Origin of the sequence: Vibrio maerlii (assembly GCF_003415655.1) — a bacterium.
In the GTDB taxonomy this organism is placed as follows: domain Bacteria; phylum Pseudomonadota; class Gammaproteobacteria; order Enterobacterales; family Vibrionaceae; genus Vibrio; species Vibrio maerlii.
In genome coordinates, this window is the sequence record NZ_QRHC01000001.1 from 110866 (window position 1) to 130795 (window position 19930).

23 protein-coding genes are annotated in these 19930 nt (G+C 43.4%); 10 read left to right on the forward strand and 13 right to left on the reverse strand.

Annotation, left to right across the window (positions count from 1 at the left end; genetic code table 11):
• Window positions 1-38 precede the first annotated feature (38 nt).
• From DPF91_RS00445 to ohrR, 6 genes are all read right to left on the reverse strand, one after another.
• Complete coding sequence (locus tag DPF91_RS00445; RefSeq protein WP_117232463.1) at window positions 39-1013, reverse strand: OmpA family protein; 975 nt, start codon at window positions 1011-1013, stop codon at window positions 39-41.
• A gap of 242 nt (window positions 1014-1255) precedes the next feature.
• Window positions 1256-1630 (reverse strand): glycine zipper domain-containing protein, encoded by a 375-nt coding sequence (locus tag DPF91_RS00450; RefSeq protein ID WP_420855565.1) that lies wholly within the window; start codon window positions 1628-1630, stop codon window positions 1256-1258.
• A 267-nt stretch (window positions 1631-1897) separates the two neighbouring features.
• Window positions 1898-2206 (reverse strand): cysteine-rich CWC family protein, encoded by a 309-nt coding sequence (locus tag DPF91_RS00455; protein WP_117232465.1) that lies wholly within the window; start codon window positions 2204-2206, stop codon window positions 1898-1900.
• A 111-nt stretch (window positions 2207-2317) separates the two neighbouring features.
• Window positions 2318-3025, reverse strand: a complete 708-nt coding sequence (locus tag DPF91_RS00460) for a glycerophosphodiester phosphodiesterase family protein (protein WP_117232466.1) — start codon at window positions 3023-3025, stop codon at window positions 2318-2320.
• Window positions 3026-3205: 180 nt separating this feature from the next.
• Window positions 3206-3820 carry a fumarylacetoacetate hydrolase family protein gene (locus DPF91_RS00465; RefSeq protein WP_117232467.1) on the reverse strand — a complete coding sequence of 205 codons (615 nt, stop codon included), beginning with the start codon at window positions 3818-3820 and terminating at the stop codon, window positions 3206-3208.
• Between the two features lie 220 nt (window positions 3821-4040).
• The gene (ohrR, locus tag DPF91_RS00470) at window positions 4041-4496 is read right to left on the reverse strand and encodes a transcriptional regulator OhrR (RefSeq protein ID WP_117232468.1); all 456 of its coding nucleotides are present in this window, start codon (window positions 4494-4496) and stop codon (window positions 4041-4043) included.
• 152 nt (window positions 4497-4648) lie between these two features.
• Here ohrR and ohr point away from each other — a divergent pair, with 152 nt between their 5' ends.
• The gene (gene ohr / locus DPF91_RS00475; protein WP_117232469.1) at window positions 4649-5071 is read left to right on the forward strand and encodes an organic hydroperoxide reductase Ohr; all 423 of its coding nucleotides are present in this window, start codon (window positions 4649-4651) and stop codon (window positions 5069-5071) included.
• Between the two features lie 165 nt (window positions 5072-5236).
• On the forward strand, window positions 5237-5722 hold the full coding sequence (locus tag DPF91_RS00480; RefSeq protein WP_117232470.1) for a hypothetical protein: 486 nt from the start codon (window positions 5237-5239) through the stop codon (window positions 5720-5722).
• A gap of 72 nt (window positions 5723-5794) precedes the next feature.
• Here DPF91_RS00480 and DPF91_RS00485 read toward each other — a convergent pair whose 3' ends face one another.
• Complete coding sequence (locus DPF91_RS00485) at window positions 5795-6829, reverse strand: porin (protein ID WP_117232471.1); 1035 nt, start codon at window positions 6827-6829, stop codon at window positions 5795-5797.
• A gap of 696 nt (window positions 6830-7525) precedes the next feature.
• On the opposite strand from DPF91_RS00485, the gene DPF91_RS00490 reads away from it, so the two are divergent.
• From DPF91_RS00490 to DPF91_RS00500, 3 genes are all read left to right on the forward strand, one after another.
• Window positions 7526-8497 (forward strand): porin, encoded by a 972-nt coding sequence (locus DPF91_RS00490; RefSeq protein WP_117232472.1) that lies wholly within the window; start codon window positions 7526-7528, stop codon window positions 8495-8497.
• Window positions 8498-8659: 162 nt separating this feature from the next.
• Window positions 8660-9550, forward strand: coding sequence for a DMT family transporter (locus DPF91_RS00495; RefSeq protein ID WP_117232473.1), 891 nt, complete (start codon window positions 8660-8662; stop codon window positions 9548-9550).
• 82 nt (window positions 9551-9632) lie between these two features.
• Window positions 9633-10244, forward strand: a complete 612-nt coding sequence (locus tag DPF91_RS00500) for a glutaredoxin domain-containing protein (protein WP_117232474.1) — start codon at window positions 9633-9635, stop codon at window positions 10242-10244.
• A gap of 188 nt (window positions 10245-10432) precedes the next feature.
• Here DPF91_RS00500 and DPF91_RS21985 read toward each other — a convergent pair whose 3' ends face one another.
• From DPF91_RS21985 to DPF91_RS00515, 4 genes are all read right to left on the reverse strand, one after another.
• Complete coding sequence (locus tag DPF91_RS21985; RefSeq protein WP_164683964.1) at window positions 10433-10570, reverse strand: hypothetical protein; 138 nt, start codon at window positions 10568-10570, stop codon at window positions 10433-10435.
• A gap of 141 nt (window positions 10571-10711) precedes the next feature.
• A complete protein-coding gene (locus DPF91_RS00505) occupies window positions 10712-11602 on the reverse strand; it encodes a YdcF family protein (RefSeq protein WP_117232475.1) in 891 nt (296 codons plus the stop codon).
• A gap of 114 nt (window positions 11603-11716) precedes the next feature.
• Window positions 11717-12904 carry a DEAD/DEAH box helicase gene (locus tag DPF91_RS00510; RefSeq protein ID WP_117232476.1) on the reverse strand — a complete coding sequence of 396 codons (1188 nt, stop codon included), beginning with the start codon at window positions 12902-12904 and terminating at the stop codon, window positions 11717-11719.
• Between the two features lie 161 nt (window positions 12905-13065).
• Window positions 13066-13287, reverse strand: a complete 222-nt coding sequence (locus DPF91_RS00515) for a hypothetical protein (RefSeq protein WP_117232477.1) — start codon at window positions 13285-13287, stop codon at window positions 13066-13068.
• 173 nt (window positions 13288-13460) lie between these two features.
• On the opposite strand from DPF91_RS00515, the gene DPF91_RS00520 reads away from it, so the two are divergent.
• From DPF91_RS00520 to DPF91_RS00530, 3 genes are all read left to right on the forward strand, one after another.
• On the forward strand, window positions 13461-13820 hold the full coding sequence (locus DPF91_RS00520) for a glutaredoxin family protein (protein ID WP_117232478.1): 360 nt from the start codon (window positions 13461-13463) through the stop codon (window positions 13818-13820).
• 360 nt (window positions 13821-14180) lie between these two features.
• On the forward strand, window positions 14181-14933 hold the full coding sequence (locus DPF91_RS00525; protein ID WP_117232479.1) for a helix-turn-helix transcriptional regulator: 753 nt from the start codon (window positions 14181-14183) through the stop codon (window positions 14931-14933).
• A gap of 35 nt (window positions 14934-14968) precedes the next feature.
• A complete protein-coding gene (locus tag DPF91_RS00530; protein WP_117232480.1) occupies window positions 14969-15688 on the forward strand; it encodes a GGDEF domain-containing protein in 720 nt (239 codons plus the stop codon).
• Window positions 15689-15706: 18 nt separating this feature from the next.
• Here DPF91_RS00530 and DPF91_RS00535 read toward each other — a convergent pair whose 3' ends face one another.
• Both DPF91_RS00535 and DPF91_RS00540 read right to left on the reverse strand, forming a co-directional pair.
• A complete protein-coding gene (locus DPF91_RS00535) occupies window positions 15707-15943 on the reverse strand; it encodes a hypothetical protein (RefSeq protein WP_117232481.1) in 237 nt (78 codons plus the stop codon).
• A gap of 81 nt (window positions 15944-16024) precedes the next feature.
• Window positions 16025-16270 (reverse strand): hypothetical protein, encoded by a 246-nt coding sequence (locus DPF91_RS00540; RefSeq protein WP_117232482.1) that lies wholly within the window; start codon window positions 16268-16270, stop codon window positions 16025-16027.
• A gap of 253 nt (window positions 16271-16523) precedes the next feature.
• Here DPF91_RS00540 and DPF91_RS00545 point away from each other — a divergent pair, with 253 nt between their 5' ends.
• Together DPF91_RS00545 and DPF91_RS00550 are read left to right on the forward strand one after the other, a co-directional pair.
• A complete protein-coding gene (locus DPF91_RS00545) occupies window positions 16524-17438 on the forward strand; it encodes a LysR family transcriptional regulator (RefSeq protein ID WP_117232483.1) in 915 nt (304 codons plus the stop codon).
• Between the two features lie 725 nt (window positions 17439-18163).
• Window positions 18164-19441 carry a hydroxymethylglutaryl-CoA reductase gene (locus DPF91_RS00550; RefSeq protein ID WP_117232484.1) on the forward strand — a complete coding sequence of 426 codons (1278 nt, stop codon included), beginning with the start codon at window positions 18164-18166 and terminating at the stop codon, window positions 19439-19441.
• The last annotated feature ends 489 nt before the right edge of the window (window positions 19442-19930 follow it).

Below are 19930 nucleotides of genomic sequence, written 5' to 3' on the forward strand. Positions count from 1 at the left end.
AGTTCATATACATGAGGCTAACTGTTTCTGCTTAGTTGTTATTCAACGGCTTCAAAAGGCGGGACAACAATCTCTACGCGGCGATTTTGCTCACGCCCTTGCTTGGTTTCATTCGATGCCACAGGATTGTTTTCACCCTCTCCCACGACGGTAATACGAGATTCGTCGATACCTTCTTCCATCAAAGAATCCGCCACCGATTGAGCTCGTTTCTCCGACAGTTGCTGATTGTAATCCACAGCGCCGGTTGAGTCTGTATACCCAGTGATCTCAACCGTTGATTGTGGGTATTGATTCATGAACTGGGCAAGATCATCGACAATCGGCTGGCTATCAGGCTTCAACTTCGCGCTATTCAAAGCAAAACTTCCAGAATCCACTACCTTCATCTCGTAATTTTTTACCACAGGCGTTGTGACAACAGACTCTTCTACAACTTCTTCAACAGGCTCTGGAACTGACTGAGTTGCAGCAGTAGCAGCCGGTTCTGCTTCATCGTCTGAACCACCAAAATGGAACGCAAAACCCAACCAAACCGTATCAACGTTGGAAGTAAAGTAGTCATTACTCACATCAGACAAATGTTGGTACTCCAATCTCACCGAGCTTGAATGATTCGGTTGATACTCAAGACCAGCCGCTCCTAAATAAGTACCGTCACTTTCACCGGCAACATCGACATAGGCACCACCGAATTTAGCAAACAAATCCAACTTCTCTGTCACTGCAAAGGACAGCTTCGGAGCTAAAGAAAAGGCATGGATACGATCATCGTCGACATCTTGTAAGGTATATTCACCTAAATAGTCATACCCTGCTTCTAAGGAGAGAAAATCCGAGAATTGATACCCACCATAGAGGCCCAGTGACCCAGAGTCGTCTTCACAATCGGTAACGTTGGAACAACCGTCATCAAACCAGGTTTTACCAACTTTAAGCCCTAGGTACGGGCTCGAATATGAGGCATGACTAACACAAAGTATACCCACCACTGCTAATGCTATTTTTTTCATATAATCAGACTCCTATCCAATTATTGACCAAGTAAACTGCACTATCGTTGTAGACTCCAACATAGAACATTTTATAGGCAGAAAAAATAACAGTTCAGATTTTGCGCGATAGGTTCTCATTTTTGAGAATAATTAAGAAGATAAGCTAAGAGGCGATGTAAAAGGTAGACATGAACAAAAACAGAGGCTTATTAGCCTCTGTTCGTTGTATTAGTGTAATCGGTGTTCTAACCAAAGAAAGATTAACCCTCTTCGGTATCCTTCGCTTTATCAGCGGCTTCCATTTCAGCTAGCTTTTGCTCAAGCTCACGGATGCGAATTTCAGCTTCTAGTTCAGCTACGCGCTTTTCAGCATCACTACGATTATCTTGAGAGATGCCATCGGCAAGTACTTGGTTGCGATCACCTTGGCGAGAATCGTCTAAGTCTTTCATTGAGCCAGCAACACCACCAGCAACGCCGCCTACTGCCGCGCCTTGAGCCGCTAAGGTTGCATCACCCGCTAGAGCACCCATGGTTGCACCAAGCAGTGCACCGCCTGCAGCGCCACGGTTACGCGCTGAGTTTTCATTATCAGAGTCGAAAGCAGAAGAACTGCATCCAGCAGTAAGCATCATCGCTGCAGCTAAAGAAACAAATTTTAGTCGATTATTATACTTGAACATTACGAACTCTCTATTACTGGCTGGGAACGAGCGTAGATTATTCGAAATAACAGCGGTTGAACATTTAGCAGTACTTATAAGCGCAATAACCTTTGGTTATCACACTCACTCAAACAAACCATTAGTCATATAAACCAACGAATTAACGCGAGAGAGAAAATAGCGAGAGTGGATACCGAAGCGCCATACAATCTTAATGGTACATTTATTGCCTGAGATTTATTCTATCGGCAATCGAGACAAACACGAACGACACATACACGTATCACTCTTTTCTATTGAGCTCGTATCACGTTTTTCCAAGTCAAAACACCAACATGTCTCTTTTCCCTTGGCGATATCGCAATGCGCGCCTTCGCCACAGGTTGGGCAAGTGTGAGTGGAGTCTGATTTGTCCAAAATGGCCATTTTGCTATCACGGTCTTCATCACTGAGATGACGCCATTGGCCAATTTCTTCCATAGTGCGCATGCAACCACTACAAATACCACCGTCATTCTTACAGGCTGCCTTACAGGGTGTTCTCACTCTCAATCCTTAATCTATTACCTAGGTGAATGCCGAAATTGCCCAACGACGACCAATTCGACACCCATTAGCGTTAACTATAAATGTGGCTTCTTTTCGCGTTAAGTGCCGTTATATGAAGCGATCTGGATAATCACTGAATACACCATCTAGCATTGGATAGTGTTTAAGTTTTACTGGATTATTAACGGTAAAGCACCAGACCTGGTAACCCGCCAGCTTTAGTTTTTCGACATCTCGAACAGAGGTCCATCGAAAGTTCAGGTGGCAACTAAAGGCAGATATCTCTTCAAGCAACTGCCAATCTTTCAGCCGTAAACGTTCACTTAGCACGCCAAGTTTGTAACCCGGACAGTGAGTATGCAGCTGGCGCATAATATGATGACTAAAGCTCGATAGAATGATCTTTTCGTCACTCAAAGGAGAGGCATCGAGCAGCTGTTTAAGGTGTCGAGTCACCTCTTCAGGGTCATGCTCGTCTACTTTGACTTCAATGTTGAGGCCAACGTCATTCTCAGCAGCCAATTCAAGCAACTCTTTTAGGGTGTAGATCGATTCACCCTTGAATTCATCCGCAAACCAACCACCGAAGTCAAACTCTTGAAGCTCTGCATAGGTGTATTGATCCACTCGCCCCATACCATCACTACAACGATCAATCGTATGGTCATGGCACACCACCAAAACATTATCCTTGGTTGGCTGAACGTCAATCTCGACCCACTTTAATCCCATATCGATCGCTGCTTGAATACTTACTTTGGTATTCTCCGGGTAATGCCCCGCAACGCCTCGATGACCAACAATCACCATTGTCATGCTGGTTACTCTCCAATAACGTATTAATGAGCCATCATAATATGATTGTTAACGCCAGATGGCTAGATACGTTCAAACACGAACTAAAAAACCTCGGCTAATCAACTAATCAACTAATCAACTAATCAACTAATCAAGGTATAGAAACAGGAAAAATGGCGGTGTGAATAGACGTAGAGCCTACGCAGCGATCCACTCCACCTCAATCAGCGTTTGCTCTTTGTATTGGATGCGGCCAACGAAGCGGTCTCCAGGGTGAACCTGCCCAACCCCTTTTGGCGTGCCAGTCATCACAATATCGTTATCTTCCAACGTCGTGTATTGGTTGAGTTCGGAAAGAATGACATGAGGTGGATACAGCATCTGCTCTACATGCCCTTTCTGCATGCGCATACTGTTGATCACCAACTCGATGGTCAGGTGTGGTAATTGTTCAGGAGAAATAGGCACAAAGCGGCTGAATATCGCTGAACCATCAAAAGCTTTTGCTCGCTCCCAAGGTAAACCTTTCTCTTTAAGCTTAGATTGTAGCCCGCGCTTGGTGAGATCAAGTCCCAATCCAACAGCGGCATACTCTCCGTTTTGAACCAGTAAGCAGATTTCCGCTTCGTAGTGCAGAGGCTCTTGATGAAAGACTTTTAAGACCTTGCCAATGGAAGAGTTGGGTTTGTTGAAAACCACCATTTCATCAGGTATCGCGTTCCCAAGTTCAGTTATGTGGTCAACATAGTTCCTTCCTATGCAAATCACCTTCGATGGAACCACACACTCATTCTCAAAACGGACCGTTTTCACTCAGCACTCCTTACTGACGACTTGTGACATTAGAACAGACACCTAGATAACTAGATAACTAGATAACTAGAAAACTAGAAAACTAGAAAACTAGAAAACTAGAAAACTAGAAAACTAGAAAACTAGAAAAGCTAATCAATTTATCAAACTAAGCAAACGATTACTGTGACCGACTGAGGTTTATTGATCTCGTCATGAAGGATAAGAATAAACCGTCTCGTTAGCTAAGCTTAGACAGTAGCTTCTCACATAAATGTTTCAGTTGAATGAGTTCGTCTAACTCTAGATTGACTTTGCAGCGCATTGCTTTGGGAACGTCGAGTGCTTTCTGTTTCAATTCTTGTCCCAAGTCGGTTAAATAAAGCTCTCGTACTCGCTCGTCGGTTTCACTCCGCTTGCGAATTACAATCCCCTTGCCTTCTAAGCGCTTGAGAAGAGGGGTTAACGTCCCTGAATCAAGATACAGCTTCGCCCCTAGCTCTTTAACGTTAATACCGTTCTCTCGCCACAACACCATCATAACTAAGTATTGCGAGTAAGTGAGGTCGAGTGCATCCAGCAACGGGCGATACGCACGGATTACCGCATTTGCAGCGCTGTATAGCGGGAAGCAAACTTGATTCTCCAGATGTAATGCTTGCTCTTCGGTTTCAATCGCTGTCGTTAATGTATCCATCTCTCACCTTTCTGATTTTCTAGCTCTCTCGCTCTAAGCATACCAAAAAATAAATTGCACACAATCTACTTGATCAAATGATAGCTTCATTATAAGATTGCAAACAATTAGATAGCGCACAACTTAAATTCAACAATGAAAGGATGATGACAATGACAACTCTATACTCTACGAAAGCAACAGCACTAGCAGGTCGTAACGGAAACGTAGCAACTGATGATGGTCTACTTAATGTTGACCTAAGCTACCCTAAAGAAATGGGCGGCACAGGTAAAGCAACAAACCCAGAGCAACTGTTCGCTGCCGGATACTCTGCTTGTTTCTCTAACGCTATCCTGCATGTGGCTCGTGAAGGTAAAGTGAGCATCAAAGACGCACCTGTTACTGCAACAGTGGGTATTGGTCCAAATGCAGAAGGTGGTTTCGCCTTAACGGTCAGCCTAGATGTGACCTTAGAGCTTCCTCAAGAAAACGCGTTGGAACTGACACGCATCGCACATCAGGTTTGCCCATACTCGAATGCAGTTCGCGGTAACATTGATGTTGTCGTCACTGTAAACGGTGAGTCTATCTAAGACGTTAAATCAGAACCTCCACTGCCCTTACAAAGCCCGTCATTCGATGGGCTTTGTGCTTTAAGGAACATGCCCCTACCAATACAAATTCATATATTAGACAGGATGCGGTAAGCCGAGGTATACTTTCAGAAAATATAAAACAAAACACATAAGGCTTAACCCATGAGGAACTTGTTACTGTTGGCGGTTCTCTTTCCCAGTCTCTCACTAGCTAGATCGTTGGATTTTGAGGATAAACTGATTATCAACGAGTCCATCAAATACCTATCTCAAGAGTCTGTCTCTTGCTCACTGATTTCTCCAAAAAATCGCTTTGCAATCTGCTCTAAAAATCAAAATAAAGCACTGTTTGCAGAATACGCGCGATTGCATGCCCTGTTTCAGCTAAAGCTTGAGGGTTTATCTGGTGAGAAGTTAGTGAATACACGAAAAGCGTTACAGGAAACGCAGGTCGACCCAATATTAAAAGCCCAGTTTCAAAAATCAGTCGAGTCAAACCTAAAGTTCAGTGTCGATTCAGACTACGCTCACCTTTCGATGGCGAATGATGGTTATACCAACTCGTCTCTACTGCGAATGAAACATGCCAAGATTTATGACCAGTATAATCAGCTAGAAGCGCTCATTAGCCAAAAGCTCGTCCAATAAAATCACTTTCGACATATAAAAAGAAACCCGCCAATTGGCGGGTTTCAAGTATTCAAATCTTAACCGATTCGATTATAGGTAGTAACGACCACCGATAGTCCACTTGTCATCAGTCTTACGACCGTTGTCGTCGTTTAGGTCGAACTGGTAACCAGTGTAACCCACGAACTTAGGCGTGAAGTTGTATTCAACCTGTAGAGCCATCTCTTCGCGTGCTGTTTCTTTAGCAAAGCCTTTTTCTTTCTCTTCAACGTTCTCGTAGTTTACGCTGAAGTTTAGGCTGTTCGCTAGTGCATAAGCAGCTAGAAGTTCGTATGAATCTTGTTCAAAGTCTGCCACTTCCATCATTTGGTAAACACCAGCAAGGTATAGACCTTTACCGTAAGAACCGTAGTTTAGGCTGAACGTGTTGAAGTCTAGAGATTCACCTTCAAGGTCACCAGTGTTGTATGCGTAACCAGCTGTCACACCCATGATTGAGTAAGAAAGAGTTGCTTGAGTGCGGTCACCGTAGCGAACATCATAACGATCGAATTGGATGTCACCATTTGGTAGTACATCTTCATCAGTGTAAGTCGTAGTTTGCTTACCCTGCCAACCTAGACCAAATTTTAGCTCACCAGCTTCACCAAAGTCGAAACCGTTGCGGTAAGAAACCATGTTATCCGCACGACCAGTACCTAGCTCACCGTGAAGCTCATATAGGAAATCGTTCGCAAACGCGATTGGCATATCCGTAACACCCGCTACGTCGTAGTAAGGTGCCCATTGTGTACCCACTACAGCACGACCAAGCTCATCGTGAGTTACACCAATGTAACCTAGACGAGTTGTAAATGTATCTTCACCACCGTCAAGGTAGTTAATTGCCCACTCACCGCGAGCATCAGCTGTGAAGCCGTTACCTAGGTCTTGAGTTGCATTGAAGTTGATACGTGGAGAGTTTGCACCTACATCTGTATCGCCTTGCTCAGAACCGTTTAGGTTTACAGAAACGTGACCACCTACAGAGAATGTAGTGCCGTCGTTGTTGTAAAGCTCAACTGCAACTGCTTGAGTGCCGAATGCTGCTGCTGCGATTGCTACCGCTAGTAGTTTTTTGTTCATCTTATCGATTTCCATATAGCTTTGGCGCGAATTCATAGTTATTAAACAAAACTGTCAAAACAATCAGTTAGGATAGTTTCAACCGCTTGTTGATGCGCCGGGTTAACATGGTTATGCACTTTAGCGATAAAGTTCACAGCTCTCGCATAAAACGATATAAAAATTGAACAACACCCCCTCCTTTAGAACTTAATCCATACAATTCAAACACTTAAATCAAAATAAAAAACACATCAAAAAGCTAAAGTCACCCATAAAACAGACTAAAGACGCTTTTATAGTGACATAAATCACATTTATTAAGTGTGTGTGCCAGATCTGTGTGACCCAGATAAGAAAATTATCAAAGGCTTAAACCTTAAAATTCCCCAATATCAATTTTACTTATACAAACAGTTTATCTATCACCACCCTACATTTGGTTAATCAAATCACATTTATGTGTATGAAAATGAAACATTCTCAATATCCATACATTCAAGGGAAATATTTGCAAACCTAATCATAAATTTCATGAATGAGTACTACGCTTTCTATGTGCAATCAAATGACCATTTTCGAAAAGTTCCATTTATTTTACTGATTCATATAAATGTCACTTTTGAGAAATCAAAACGTCATTTGGCTGCCCTAGATTAGCCTCATTCGAAACGGAAGAGCACAACGCTCACGGATTTTAATAAAGGTAAGTAAATTATGAAAAAAGCAGTATTAGCGTCTGCAGTGGTAGCAGCATTTGTTTCAGGTTCAGCATTAGCGGCAGAGGTTTACAACTCTGACGGCACATCGCTAAAAATCGGTGGTCGCGCTGAGTTCCGTGGTGATTTCGTTGGTACATCTAGCGGTGGTGAAATCGACGGTACAATGGCTAACAACAGCCGTTTTCGTCTGAATGTAGGCGGTGAAAGCGAGATTACAAGTGACTTGTCGGGCTTTGGTTTTTATGAAGCGGAGCAAGGTGTGGTGTCATCTGCTGACAAAACTTCAGAGACAGACTTCAAACAACGTTACATGTATGCAGGTCTTAAAGGTGACTTTGGTGCGGTTTCATTTGGTCGCCAAGATACAGCCGCAGTACAAATTTCTCAAATGTCAGATATTTCAACCTACTCAGGTGATCAAAAAGCATTCATCAATGCCGGTAATGAGCAGATTAACAACACCATCGCTTATGCATATGGTAATGACGACCTTTCTTTGAAAGCAAGCTACATTGCGGGCGAAGATAAAGACACAGATGGCTTCGGTATCTCTGGTATCTACACACTGCCAATGGGTCTTGGCCTAGGTCTGGGTTACTCAGCAAACGATAATGGCGAAGGTGAAGGCGCTGGAAATGCAATCATTGCGGGTGTGAACTACTCAATGGATGCCCTGTATGTAGGCGCAACTTACACTACTGGCGAACTAGATGATGACGTTAAGAGCGATTTTTCGGGTGTGGAACTAGCAGCTCAGTACTCATTCAATGACCAGTTCTCTCTAATTGGTGCATACCAATGGCAAGAGTTAGACACAGTTATTGGTAAAGGTGACATCTCTGACTTCTTCGAAATCACTGGTACTTATAAGTTCAACAGCGATATCCGTTCATACGTAGCTTACAAGCTGAACAACCTAGATGACGCTGAAGACTCACTACGTCTAGGCCTACGCTACGACTTCTAATCTAACCTGATTTAGATTCTTTCTAAGGCCGAGCAATTGCTCGGCCTTATTCATTTTTGTAAGGACATTCAACTTTTTAGACTAACTCGTTCGGTACTTTCCATTGGTTTCATTTTGTGATCGCCGTATCATGTGCGTAGTTTCCATCGAGATAAAAAAGTTATGTCACAACACTCTCCTATCCAAGGCGCCTCTTGGATGCTTACCGCAGGCTTAGCGTTTGCAATTGTTAATAGCCTTGCGCAAATTGCGAGTATCAATCACGGCCTATCATCAACAATGGTCGCACTGATTCAATACGCTATCGCTCTAGTCGTTATTCTTCCGTATCTAAAAACACTAGGAATTCGCAACTCCCTTAAAACCGACCATTTGGGCCTGCACATTTTCCGCGTCTTCCTATCGGTTATTGGTATCCAGCTATGGATGTGGGCACTCGCCTACCCTGTCCCTATCTGGCAAGGCATTGCATTACTCATGACCTCACCACTGTTTGCCACCCTAGGCTCTGGGCTTTTCCTCAAAGAAAACGTCGGCGCCGCTCGTTGGGGGGCGACAATCGCTGGCTTTAGTGGTGCGATGATCATCCTAGAGCCTTGGGGCGATGACTTTACGTGGGCAACGCTATTACCTGTCGGTGCTGCGTTCTTCTGGGCATGTTACTCACTGATGGTGAAAAAGCTCTCTTCTGACGACTCTCCATCGACGATGGTGGTTTACCTGCTAGTGCTGATCACCCCCTTCAACCTCTTCTTAGCGCTCCCGGAATGGAAAATGCCTGACTCAGGTGAACTTTGGCTGGTATTGCTTGCTGCCGGTGCATTAACCGCGCTCGCGCAATGGGCCATTGTAAAAGCTTACTCTGTTGCCGATGCTTCTTTCGTACAACCCTTTGACCACGCAAAACTGCCATTGAATGTGCTCGCGGGTTGGATGGTGTTTGGTTGGGTTCCACCTGGCCGCCTTTGGTTAGGAGCGTTCATCATCATTGGGGCGGTGGCCTTCATCACCCAATGGGAAGGTGGAAAACGACGCAAAGAAAAAACTGCATAACGCTGAAATAAAAAAGCACTAGCACCTTTCTACTAAGGAATGAGCCATAATAAATGGCGACAACAAGAATAAGGATGTAGCAATGACAAAGCCAATCAAAGTAACACTTTACCGTTGGGCCGGCGCTTGGGGGCCATTTAAAGTCAACATTCCATGTGGTGAATGTACGCTAACAAAGGACATCATCAAGGATACCTTTGAAAACGAACTCGCCGATGTGAAAGTTGAACTGGAAGTGAAAGATTGGCTTTCTCATTGGTGGGAGCCATTAGCCAAAGGGGCATGGCACGCACCGATTCTAATGGTCGAAGGTAAGGTCATTAGCCAGGGTGAAGCCTTAAACCGCGGTGTATTAGTTCAGTCCATCATTCAAGAATGGACCAAACGAGACACAATGAAGGGCAATGTGGTTTACGGCAAGGCGACCTGTCCGTACTGCGTCAAAGCCAAGAAGCTGCTTGATGAAGCTGGCATTCCTTACGAGTACCACGACGTGGTGAAAGAGAGCGCCGCGCTATACCGAATGATTCCAGAAGTGAAGGCACATATCGGTTTAAAAACGCCTGTCACCGTTCCTCAGATCTGGCTCAATGACCAATACGTTGGTGGTGCAGACAACTTAGAAAAATGGTTAGAGGAACAAAAGAAGCTGAGTATTCCAGATAATGTCGTGGATATGGAGCGCAGCGCCTAAGACCACAATTGGGATATATCCATCTGGGAGTTTCGCTCAAACAAAAAGAGCGAGATTCCCTATCTTAGTTCGTGAACGCACTGTAGGGAATGACGCCTCTAGGAACTAGGCACTAGGCACTATCATGCAAAAAGCCCGTTGCTATCCAGCAACGGGCTTTTGTAATTTTGTTTCAATAAACGTCTAAATTATTTAGATAGTTTCTTAGCAAAACGCTTGAAGAAAGAAGTCTTCTTAACTTTCTTTGGCTTTCCGTATAGAGCTTCTTCAATCATTTGTTTAGCAACGATTTGACCTAAATATGCAGAACCTAATTCGTAACCCATGATGATCTCCACTTACAAAAATGTAATTAATTTTCAGAACTGGTGTAATGATAAATCAAACCAGGACAAAAACAAGACCCAAGTCACATTTTTATTGAGATTTATTTCTATGGTTACGATTAAGGCTGCTTTTTAATCGTTTTACTTCCACCAAGATGCTTTACATTGCACTTCAGGGTCAGTGTAACGATTCAGTAAGGTCAGGTTGGTATCCAAAAACGCCAAACAACTGCTGATCAGGGCTTCACTTGGTTTACGTTCTTGAAAGTGACTTGAGTATAGCTCTTGATGGCTTTGCTCTATGGTTCGCTCTAGTACAGGTAGCATCACTTCAAGCATAGGGAAGTCATCATTGCTGGCCAATAGCACCTTGATCTTGGTCAGCGCTTCTAGCGCCATTTGATGTGATGGCTGAGCGACGTCCAATAACTCTCGTTCAAATACCTGAGCCAAGATACCTTCAAGCAATACACGATAAGGTGTCATCTCATCAACCAACAAAAACAGCTCCCCTGCTAGCGAAGTATGTGGGTAGGGAAGAACAATATGGTCAGATAAGCTGCGCCCGATGATCAGTTCAATGCCAACCTGTTTGGCTCGCTCTGTCAAAACTCTTAATAGCCCCTGCTCGTCCATCCACTGTTGGATCTGCATCATACGAGACAAATGGTAGTCGTTTGAAATGAAAGTCAGTTCGACAGGTTGCTCTGAAGAGAACAACTCGCTTTCAACAATCTTTTCCGCAATGTTCTGCACGTTTTGCACCGTACTTAATGACTCTTGCTCAAGAATGATGGAGTGGTACAGCGGTTCACTTTTCTGCGCTTGGATGAGTTCAAAGAAGTAATCCACCATCACCTGTGCTTCAGACACACTATTACCCTGCGTCACACCACCGCTGAAAGCGATGACAAGCGAAGGATCTTTCACCTTCAGAAGGTAATCAACCAAGGCTTCAACACGCCCCTGCCCTTCTAAAGTCAGCTGATCATCAGAAAGTCGTTTACCGAGCACGACCAATAGCTTTTGCATAAACGGGGATACCTTTGGAGAATCAAGAAGCTAATGCATAGTAGCTAGAGCATAGTTCCTAGTGCCTAGAGATTAAAATCTAGGAACTAGAAACTAGGAACTAAAAACTTAAACCTAACTTTGACGCTTGTGCTTTGGAACGTAGTTCAAGATAGAAATCGGCACGGCTTTACGTGGTTCAAAGCCTTCAATGACGCGCCGCTCAAGCAGATGATCCAGACGGCTTTCAATCATACACAGGTTCTTGAAATCATCTTTAGAAACAAGTGAAATCGCTTCACCTTGTGCGCCAGCTCGCCCAGTACGACCAATACGGTGAACGTACTCATCGGCAGGGAACGGTAAATCATAGTTCACGACTCGTGGAAGCTCTTCAATATCAATACCACGCGCTGCAACCCCTGTCGCGATCAAGAAGTCCAATCGACCTTCTTTAAAATCATTAAGCACTTGAGCACGAGCATCTTGGCTACGGCCGCCGTGAATGGCTTCTGCCTTAATATCTCGCTTCTCTAGCTGGGACACCAATTTAGCCGCACCATGCTTGGTTTCAATAAAGATAAGCGTCTTTTTCCACTCATTATCTTTAATTAAATGGCTCAACAGTGCGGATTTCTTATCTTTATCGACCGTCGTAATCCACTGCTCAATGTTGGGTTTAGACGCCGCTTGTTTAGCGATTGCAATCTCTTCAGCGTGAGGAATTGCCGTGCGTGCTAGTTCACGTACAGGGTTTGATAGCGTTGCAGAGAACAGTAGGTTCTGTACATCCTCAGGTAAGCGAGCGATGATCTTATTGATATCGTCGATGAAGCCCATATCGAGCATACGGTCCGCTTCGTCAAGAACCAGAGTTTCAACTTCTTCAAAGTAAACGGCGCGTTGACCGTACAGGTCAATCAAACGACCTGGCGTTGCCACCACTATATCTACGCCTTCGATTAACGCTTGCTTCTGTGGCTTTTCATCAACCCCACCAAACATTGCCATAGAAGTCAGATTCAGGTTCTTAGCGTAAGCCTTGATGCTGTCATTAACCTGAATAGCAAGCTCTCGCGTTGGGGTCAGGATCAATGCACGAATGCGCTTCTTCTTTTTCGTCTCACTATCTTTTAATCGCTCCAAGATAGGCAATACAAAACTCGCCGTTTTACCCGTACCCGTTTGCGCTGCCGCTATCAGGTTTTTGCCTTGTAGAGCAATTGGAATCGCTTTGGTTTGAATTGAGGTTGGAGAATCGTAACCTTGCGTGTTCAACGCATCGACGATAGGAGAACTAAGGCCAAGTTTAGAAAAAGTCATTCACTGCTCTGAGTTAGGTAGAATGTAAAGAGCCGCGATTATACGCATTTCGGATAGAAAATTGTATCTTCACGGCTAATAGGACAACTGGCGCTTCACATCCTTGTGATTATTGCCAGAATGGACAAGGAATTAACTAAAAAGAGAGTATTAAATTTCAACTACTTGGAGTGCCACGTTTTGTTTAACCAGCCACCAGCGTGCTCATCATAGTAACAACCATTAAAGTTTCGCTTAGTTTCGTCAAAATCATTGAGTTCAGGTTGTTCATGCATCATCTGTTCAATTCGGAGAGCCATCGGATCAGTGTATTTGGTTTGCTGATGACGTAATGCGACTTCCTTGATAAGTTGTAGACGATAGGATGAATTTGCACGTTTCATGATGGTTCCCGTTTGTGAGTGGTTTATTAAAACTAGGAGCAGATCGATGAATCTGCAATCAAAAACTGTACAAAATTTAACCTCAAATTAATCTAGATCAATTTGCGGATCTTTCGTCTCTTGATTGATACAATCCAATGGCTCAATAAATAACTAAAACACAAGGATTAATCATGAAAGTTGTACGATGGATACTGGGTCGTATCATTCTATTGCTCAATTTTATTTTCTCTCCACGTGGCGTAAAGCGCAGCTCTGAAGATCAACAGTTCGCCGACAATAAAGCGAGCCAACTGGCTCTATATCAATTCGATGCATGTCCGTTTTGTGTCAAAGTTCGCCGTGAGTTAAAGCGTCAATCTATCAAAGTCGACTTAAGAGACGCGAAGACCAACCCACAGCACCGAAGTGACCTTGAGAATGGTGGTGGCAGAATCAAAGTGCCTTGTCTAAGAATTGAAAAAGAAGGTGAAACTCAGTGGATGTATGAGTCTTCGGATATCGTCAGCTACCTGCAAAAAGAGTTTGCGTAAACGTAATTCATTACCGATATGAGCAACCATGTCATTAAAACGGTGTGTTGCTCATAGTCTCTAAACAATAATTCCCCCTCACCTCTTCACCTTAATATCCCCACCCTAATAATTAAACCTCATATAATTAGCCCAACTTATACTACATATAAGAAATTGCGTATTGTTTATTACTCTCATTCCCAACAGAATGACCTTATAAATATGACCCTTCATGAATGTAATCCATAGATGTAACCCATCAGGGTGATGATTTCATAATAAGCACAACGGTATCATTTTCATTGAGGGAAGAATAAAAACGGCTGCTCGATGTCCTTGAAAGGCGACCGAAGCCAGTGTTAAGAAGGGAGCAACACCATGGATGCAAGCGTAGAGTCCAAACAAGCCGATAATAAACTCGGATTGTCATTTACCTTCTTCGAGAAGGAGTTAAGGGAGAACCTTGAATCCATTGGTATTGTCAATGTAGGGCTGATTATATATACCGATATAAACAAACCCGTGCTTAAAACATTAGAACCTATATCGGTAAGCCTAAACTTCTGTTCTGAAGTCGAGAGTAATCTCACCATTTACTTAAAGAAAAGTGTGCAGCACGAAAGGAAGGTCATCCATCATGATATCGATTATCTCATAGATCAAACCTTGCTCAGTCAAACCAACTTAACGATTACCGAACCTTCTCCCAACCTGTATATGGTCACCGATAAGATCAACTACAACTTCAACCTGACAATATTACTTCATAGCTTCACACTATTAGGTCAGTACGAATATTCAAAGCTCCGTCTAATCTCTGACATAGCAATTGCCTGGGCGAATTCATGGGTATCACACCAGAAACTACTCAATGCCTGGGAGCACCTGTCCTACACGAATAGAAAGCCCGGCTTCCCCGTACTGACCGCGTCCGAATCAGAAGTATTCCACCATATTCTTCGCGGCTGGACCTGTTCAGAGATTGCCAATATAAGGCAAGTATCAAAAGAAACCGTACGAAGTCAAATAAAAAGCATATTACACAAGTCTCAATGCAATAATCAGAACCAACTTCTTGCGCGTTACGGCCACAGTCAATGGTTCAGTAGCAGCCCTTTCGGTGTGATATGACTAACTTGAACAATTAGGTTTCGAAGAGGCTGACTATGAAAATCGTTAATTTGATTGTCAAAGGAAAGCACATTGTTATGCTCTCCATCGCTGTTTTAATCACCTTCAACCACAAAGAAAGTGTGCTTAGTTTCCTTGCACAGTTTTCGACAGCAACAAAAACTCCAAGTGTCTCTGTCATCGCTATTGAGCTCTTCATACTCTGGTTGTTCTTTTATCTGATGATCATTCTGTTTTCTCGTTATTATCTGTCGAATAGAGACTTACTTGCACAAGATGCTTTAACGGGATTAAATAATCGTCGGTTTTTAGACACTGCAGACCGTCGCGTTAACAAAAATAGAAAATCCAACGTAAATCAATGCGTAAGTGTCATGGTATTAGATTTGGATGATTTTAAAGTTATCAACGATACTTTAGGCCATCCCGTCGGAGACAAAACCCTCATTCGTATTGGTGAGATTTTACATGCCAATGTACGTCAATATGACGAGTGTTATCGCGTCGGTGGTGATGAGTTTATTGTCATATTATGGGGTGAGAACCACCATTCTATCGTTACGTTAGCGGCTCGTTTACAAGAAAAGATTAAAACAGACCAAGCTCTCAAAGAGCTTTGTGGAAAGGCAATGTCAACGTCTGCGGGTCTGGCTAAGATTGATATCGACCAAAACGTTACAGACGCCATCATAAAAGCCGACGGTTTTCTCTATGAAGCAAAGCGGCGGGGTAAAGGCGTGCTCTATTCGCACTAACGCCTTAACTTGTCACTGCTAAAACTCGCCCCCGAGCTCGTTTTGCAGAGCGGTTTCTACAGAAAGTACAGCTTGTTTAGCATGTCGATTGACCTCAGCAATAACCTCGTAAAGTGGAGGCTGCACCACTTGGTCGAGCTCTGTATTGAACTGAGAGGTGGATCGATATTGCTTTGCTAGCGCTTCATGATGTTTTAGAACGATTAAAGGACAAACCGTGTCCTGAGCAAAACGCTCAAACTGCGCCAAAGGCAAGTGGATAGCGTGTGTTGATGGAGACTGGTTGGTTAATTCAAAAAACTCATCCAGTAGCTCTTGGTTGGATTCAAAATAGTGTTACAGCTTATCAAACAGCAATTGAGATTCAGTTGAGCACATTGCGCCTGCAACGATGGCTAATCGAGAAGCATTGAGATTATAGACCACCTCTTTGAGAATAGATTTACATCTTACTTCCACTTCAAGTTGGTTAATGTCTAGCTTATGGCGGCGATTCCATCGCACAACAAACAACAAACAACAAACAACAAACAACAGTAACGGTAAAAACAACAGCCACAATGACATATATACATCTAACATTTGTGCTTCCTTTCAACCCCGTGAGGCCACCCTGTCGCTCAAACAACAGGTTACTCCTTTACAAAAATGCACTCCATTCTATAACTCATTGTGATTAGAAGGCTGATAACACACATCACCTTACTTATGTAACTAAAAATTAAAATATTAGTTAGCACTATTAAATTATATAAATTTATAATCAAGACTGCGGTGAAACCAAACCAGTCATACGCTCAAACATTTCTAGCAAAGTAAATATAAGAAAAATAACATGAAACATACCGACTTCAGCTTAATACCCACTTTTCTCGCGATCATGGAAGAAATGAGTTATACCGGTGCATCTCGAAGGCTCGGCATCAGCCAGTCGGCTGTAAGTCAAAGTGTGGTTAAGTTAAGGGAGCTTTTCAAAGATGAATTATTCGTAAGAGAGAAGCGGGGAATAAAGCCTACCCCCACAGCAATCGATATCTACCCAGAATTGTCCAAAGCAGCGAACGCAATTCGCCTTACCGCGGCAAATAGCGTCAAGTTTAACCCTCAATCATGCGCACACGTGTTTACTATTTCCGCATTGAGCCTTCTTGACTTAAAGCTCGCCCCCAAACTGGCTTCTCTCATCAATACGCAAGCGCCAAACGCAAAATTACGTACCGAGCCATTAGTGAATGAAGACGCAGTCAGTCTGTTGAGAAATCAAAATTATGACCTGATCTTTGATGTTGAGCACAACCAATACCCAAACCTTAACTCTCAGGTTTTCTTAGAAGACGATATCTGTATTTTGTGTAGAGAACACCACCCAAGATTGAAAGATGACAGCATAACAAAAGAAGAGTTCATACAAGAAAAGCATGTTGTACACTCTGTCGTGCAAAGCTCATTACCTTTCCTGATCGCTAAGGAATATCACGCGAATGGACTCCTCTCTAGAAGAGACATAGCTTGTTATTCAAGTGGCATATTAGAAATGTTGGCAGTTGTTGAAAACACGGATTACATTGGTATCTTTCCGCGCAAAATTATGGAACCTTACATTCAGCAACACAAAGTAAAGGTACTTAGCAACAACCTTTTTGCAGAACCTTTATGCGCACATATGTATTGGCACCCTTCGCGAAACCACGATCCTAAACATCAGTGGCTACGAGCCAAAGTTCTCGAATCGGCTAAAGCGTCACAGTAAATACATGGAGAATATTTGTTGATGTGCAAAAAAGGAAACCCCGCTTAGCTTGCGCTAAACGGGGTCTGTTCTTTCGTAGCAATCCTTACCACTTAACTCTGTATAACAGAGGTGCTCCCTGCATCATTCCATGACAATTGGCTAAATCCGTTAACCTTATCCTTAGTCATCGCCTTCCTAGCGGTGTCCTTAGACTCATCATCCTAATGAGCAATGTACTGTCCTAGTACTTTACATCCTTGCTGACCAATCATCCTGATTAATCAAATCTTCATCCTGAAGATACCCAATCCTTTAGGCTTTTCCTGTTCCCGCCAACTCCCTGTCGACAAGTTAAATATTACCTTTTATGACGTTTTATACCAGCCTATTAATAGAAAAATTCTTTTATCGTTATGAATGAATTTTATACTAATCCATATCTATCAATCACTTAAGTAGGTTACTTATTATAGTTCTCAACAACAAAGTGATTAATGCCTACAGTCCTTGTGAGAGATCTCTTACAAGCTAGATAGAGATCGTCACTTTCCCGCTTATAAACAGATATAGAGGCACAAATATCGTTACTCCTAAGGTACGAGTTCTTTTCATTCTCTTTACCTATAGAATGAATAGCTTACGAGTGTACGCTCATCAAATGATACAAATTAGTCACTCAATGGACTTAACTACTGACGCTATTGCTATAGACTAGCGCCACACCAACTAGCTGTACCGACTCTATGCCAAAACTGAATCTACAAAGACAAGACCTAACGCACCCTTCATTTAACGATGAGACTCATCATGAGATTGAACAAAGGCTCACACCAAGCCACGAGCCTTTACGCACCAATCAATCTAAAAACCCTTACCTGTCACCAAAACAGGTAGAAAAGCGTTGGAAGGTACTTGAGTTAGAATCAGCAAAACAAGAACTGTTCGATGAGAAAACCGAGCAGGATATGCTTGCTTATCAAAAGAACATAGAGAACTTCATTGGCACAGCAAAACTGCCTGTTGGCCTTGTTGGCCCGCTGCGAGTTAACGGCCTGTTTGCGCAAGACGACTTTTATCTGCCACTCGCCACAACAGAAGCAGCATTAATTGCTTCTTACAATCGCGGTGCCCAGCTTATCAGCGAGTCTGGTGGTGTGAGTGCAATGCTTTTGAGCGAAGCGGTATTGCGCACGCCCGGCTTTTGCTTTGAAAACCTAGCACAAGCGGGCCAATTCGTCGCTTGGGTAACCAGTCAATACGACACCTTCAAAGCGATCGCACAGCAAACCACTCGTCATGGTCGCTTGGTGGATATCAGTGTGAACATCGAAGCCAATAACGTTTACCTAATCTTTGAGTTCACAACCGGTGATGCCTCTGGTCAAAACATGGTGACGATTGCGACCAACGCAGTTTACAACCATATCCTTGAGTACTCGCCTATTACCCCGACCTACGCGTATGTCGAAGCCAACTTATCGGGCGATAAGAAAGCCACCGCACAAAGCCTACGTAACGTGCGTGGTAAGAAAGTCAGTGCCGAGGTGATCATTCCAAAAGAATTAGTGAAGAAGCGCTTACATACCGATGTCGATACCATGGTTAACTATTGTAAGTTATCGGCAACGGGTGGCATTTTAAGTGGATCGATCGGCGTACATGGTCACTATGCGAACGGCTTAGCGGCGCTTTATATTGCTTGTGGTCAAGATGCTGCGTGCGTTGCAGAATCAGCCGTCGGTATCACTCGACTAGAGAAAAATAGCGATGGTGACTTGCACGCTTCGGTTACTTTGCCAAACATCATGGTTGGGACCGTCGGTGGAGGAACTGGTCTTCCAAGCCAAAAAGCATGCTTAGATATTGTAGGCTTGGCAGGAAGCGGCAATGCCAAAGCCTTTGCTGAGGTCACGGCTGGTCTATGTCTGGCAGGAGAGCTATCTATTATTGGTGCCTTGAGTGCAAACCACTTCACCAGCGCGCACCACAAACTTGCTCGTGTGACGAACAAAAATAACTAAAGAAAGAGAGCTGACTCAAGACTTGGGACAGTAATAAGTCCCATATAAAAGGAAACCCCGCTTAGCTTGCGCTAAACGGGGTCTGTTCTTTCGTAGCAATCCTTACCACTTAACTCTGTGTAACAGAGGTGCTCCCTGCATCATTCCATGACAAACGGCTAAATCCTTTAACCTGATCCTTGTTCATCGCCATCCTAGCGGTGTCCTAAGACTCATCATCCTAATGAGCAATGTACTTTCCTAGTACGTAACTTCCATGCTGATCAATCATCCTGATTAACCAAATCTTCATCCTGAAGATACCCAATCCTTTAGGTTTTTCCTGTTCCCGCCAACTCCCTGTCGACAACTTAAATATTACCTATCGCCGTCCGTTTAGCTACCGCGTAAAAAACATTTTCTTTCCGTATCATACGAACACAAAATAGACATAGTTAATTAATACATAAACTTAGCATAACAATTCATACAAACCGCCCGTAGAGATAC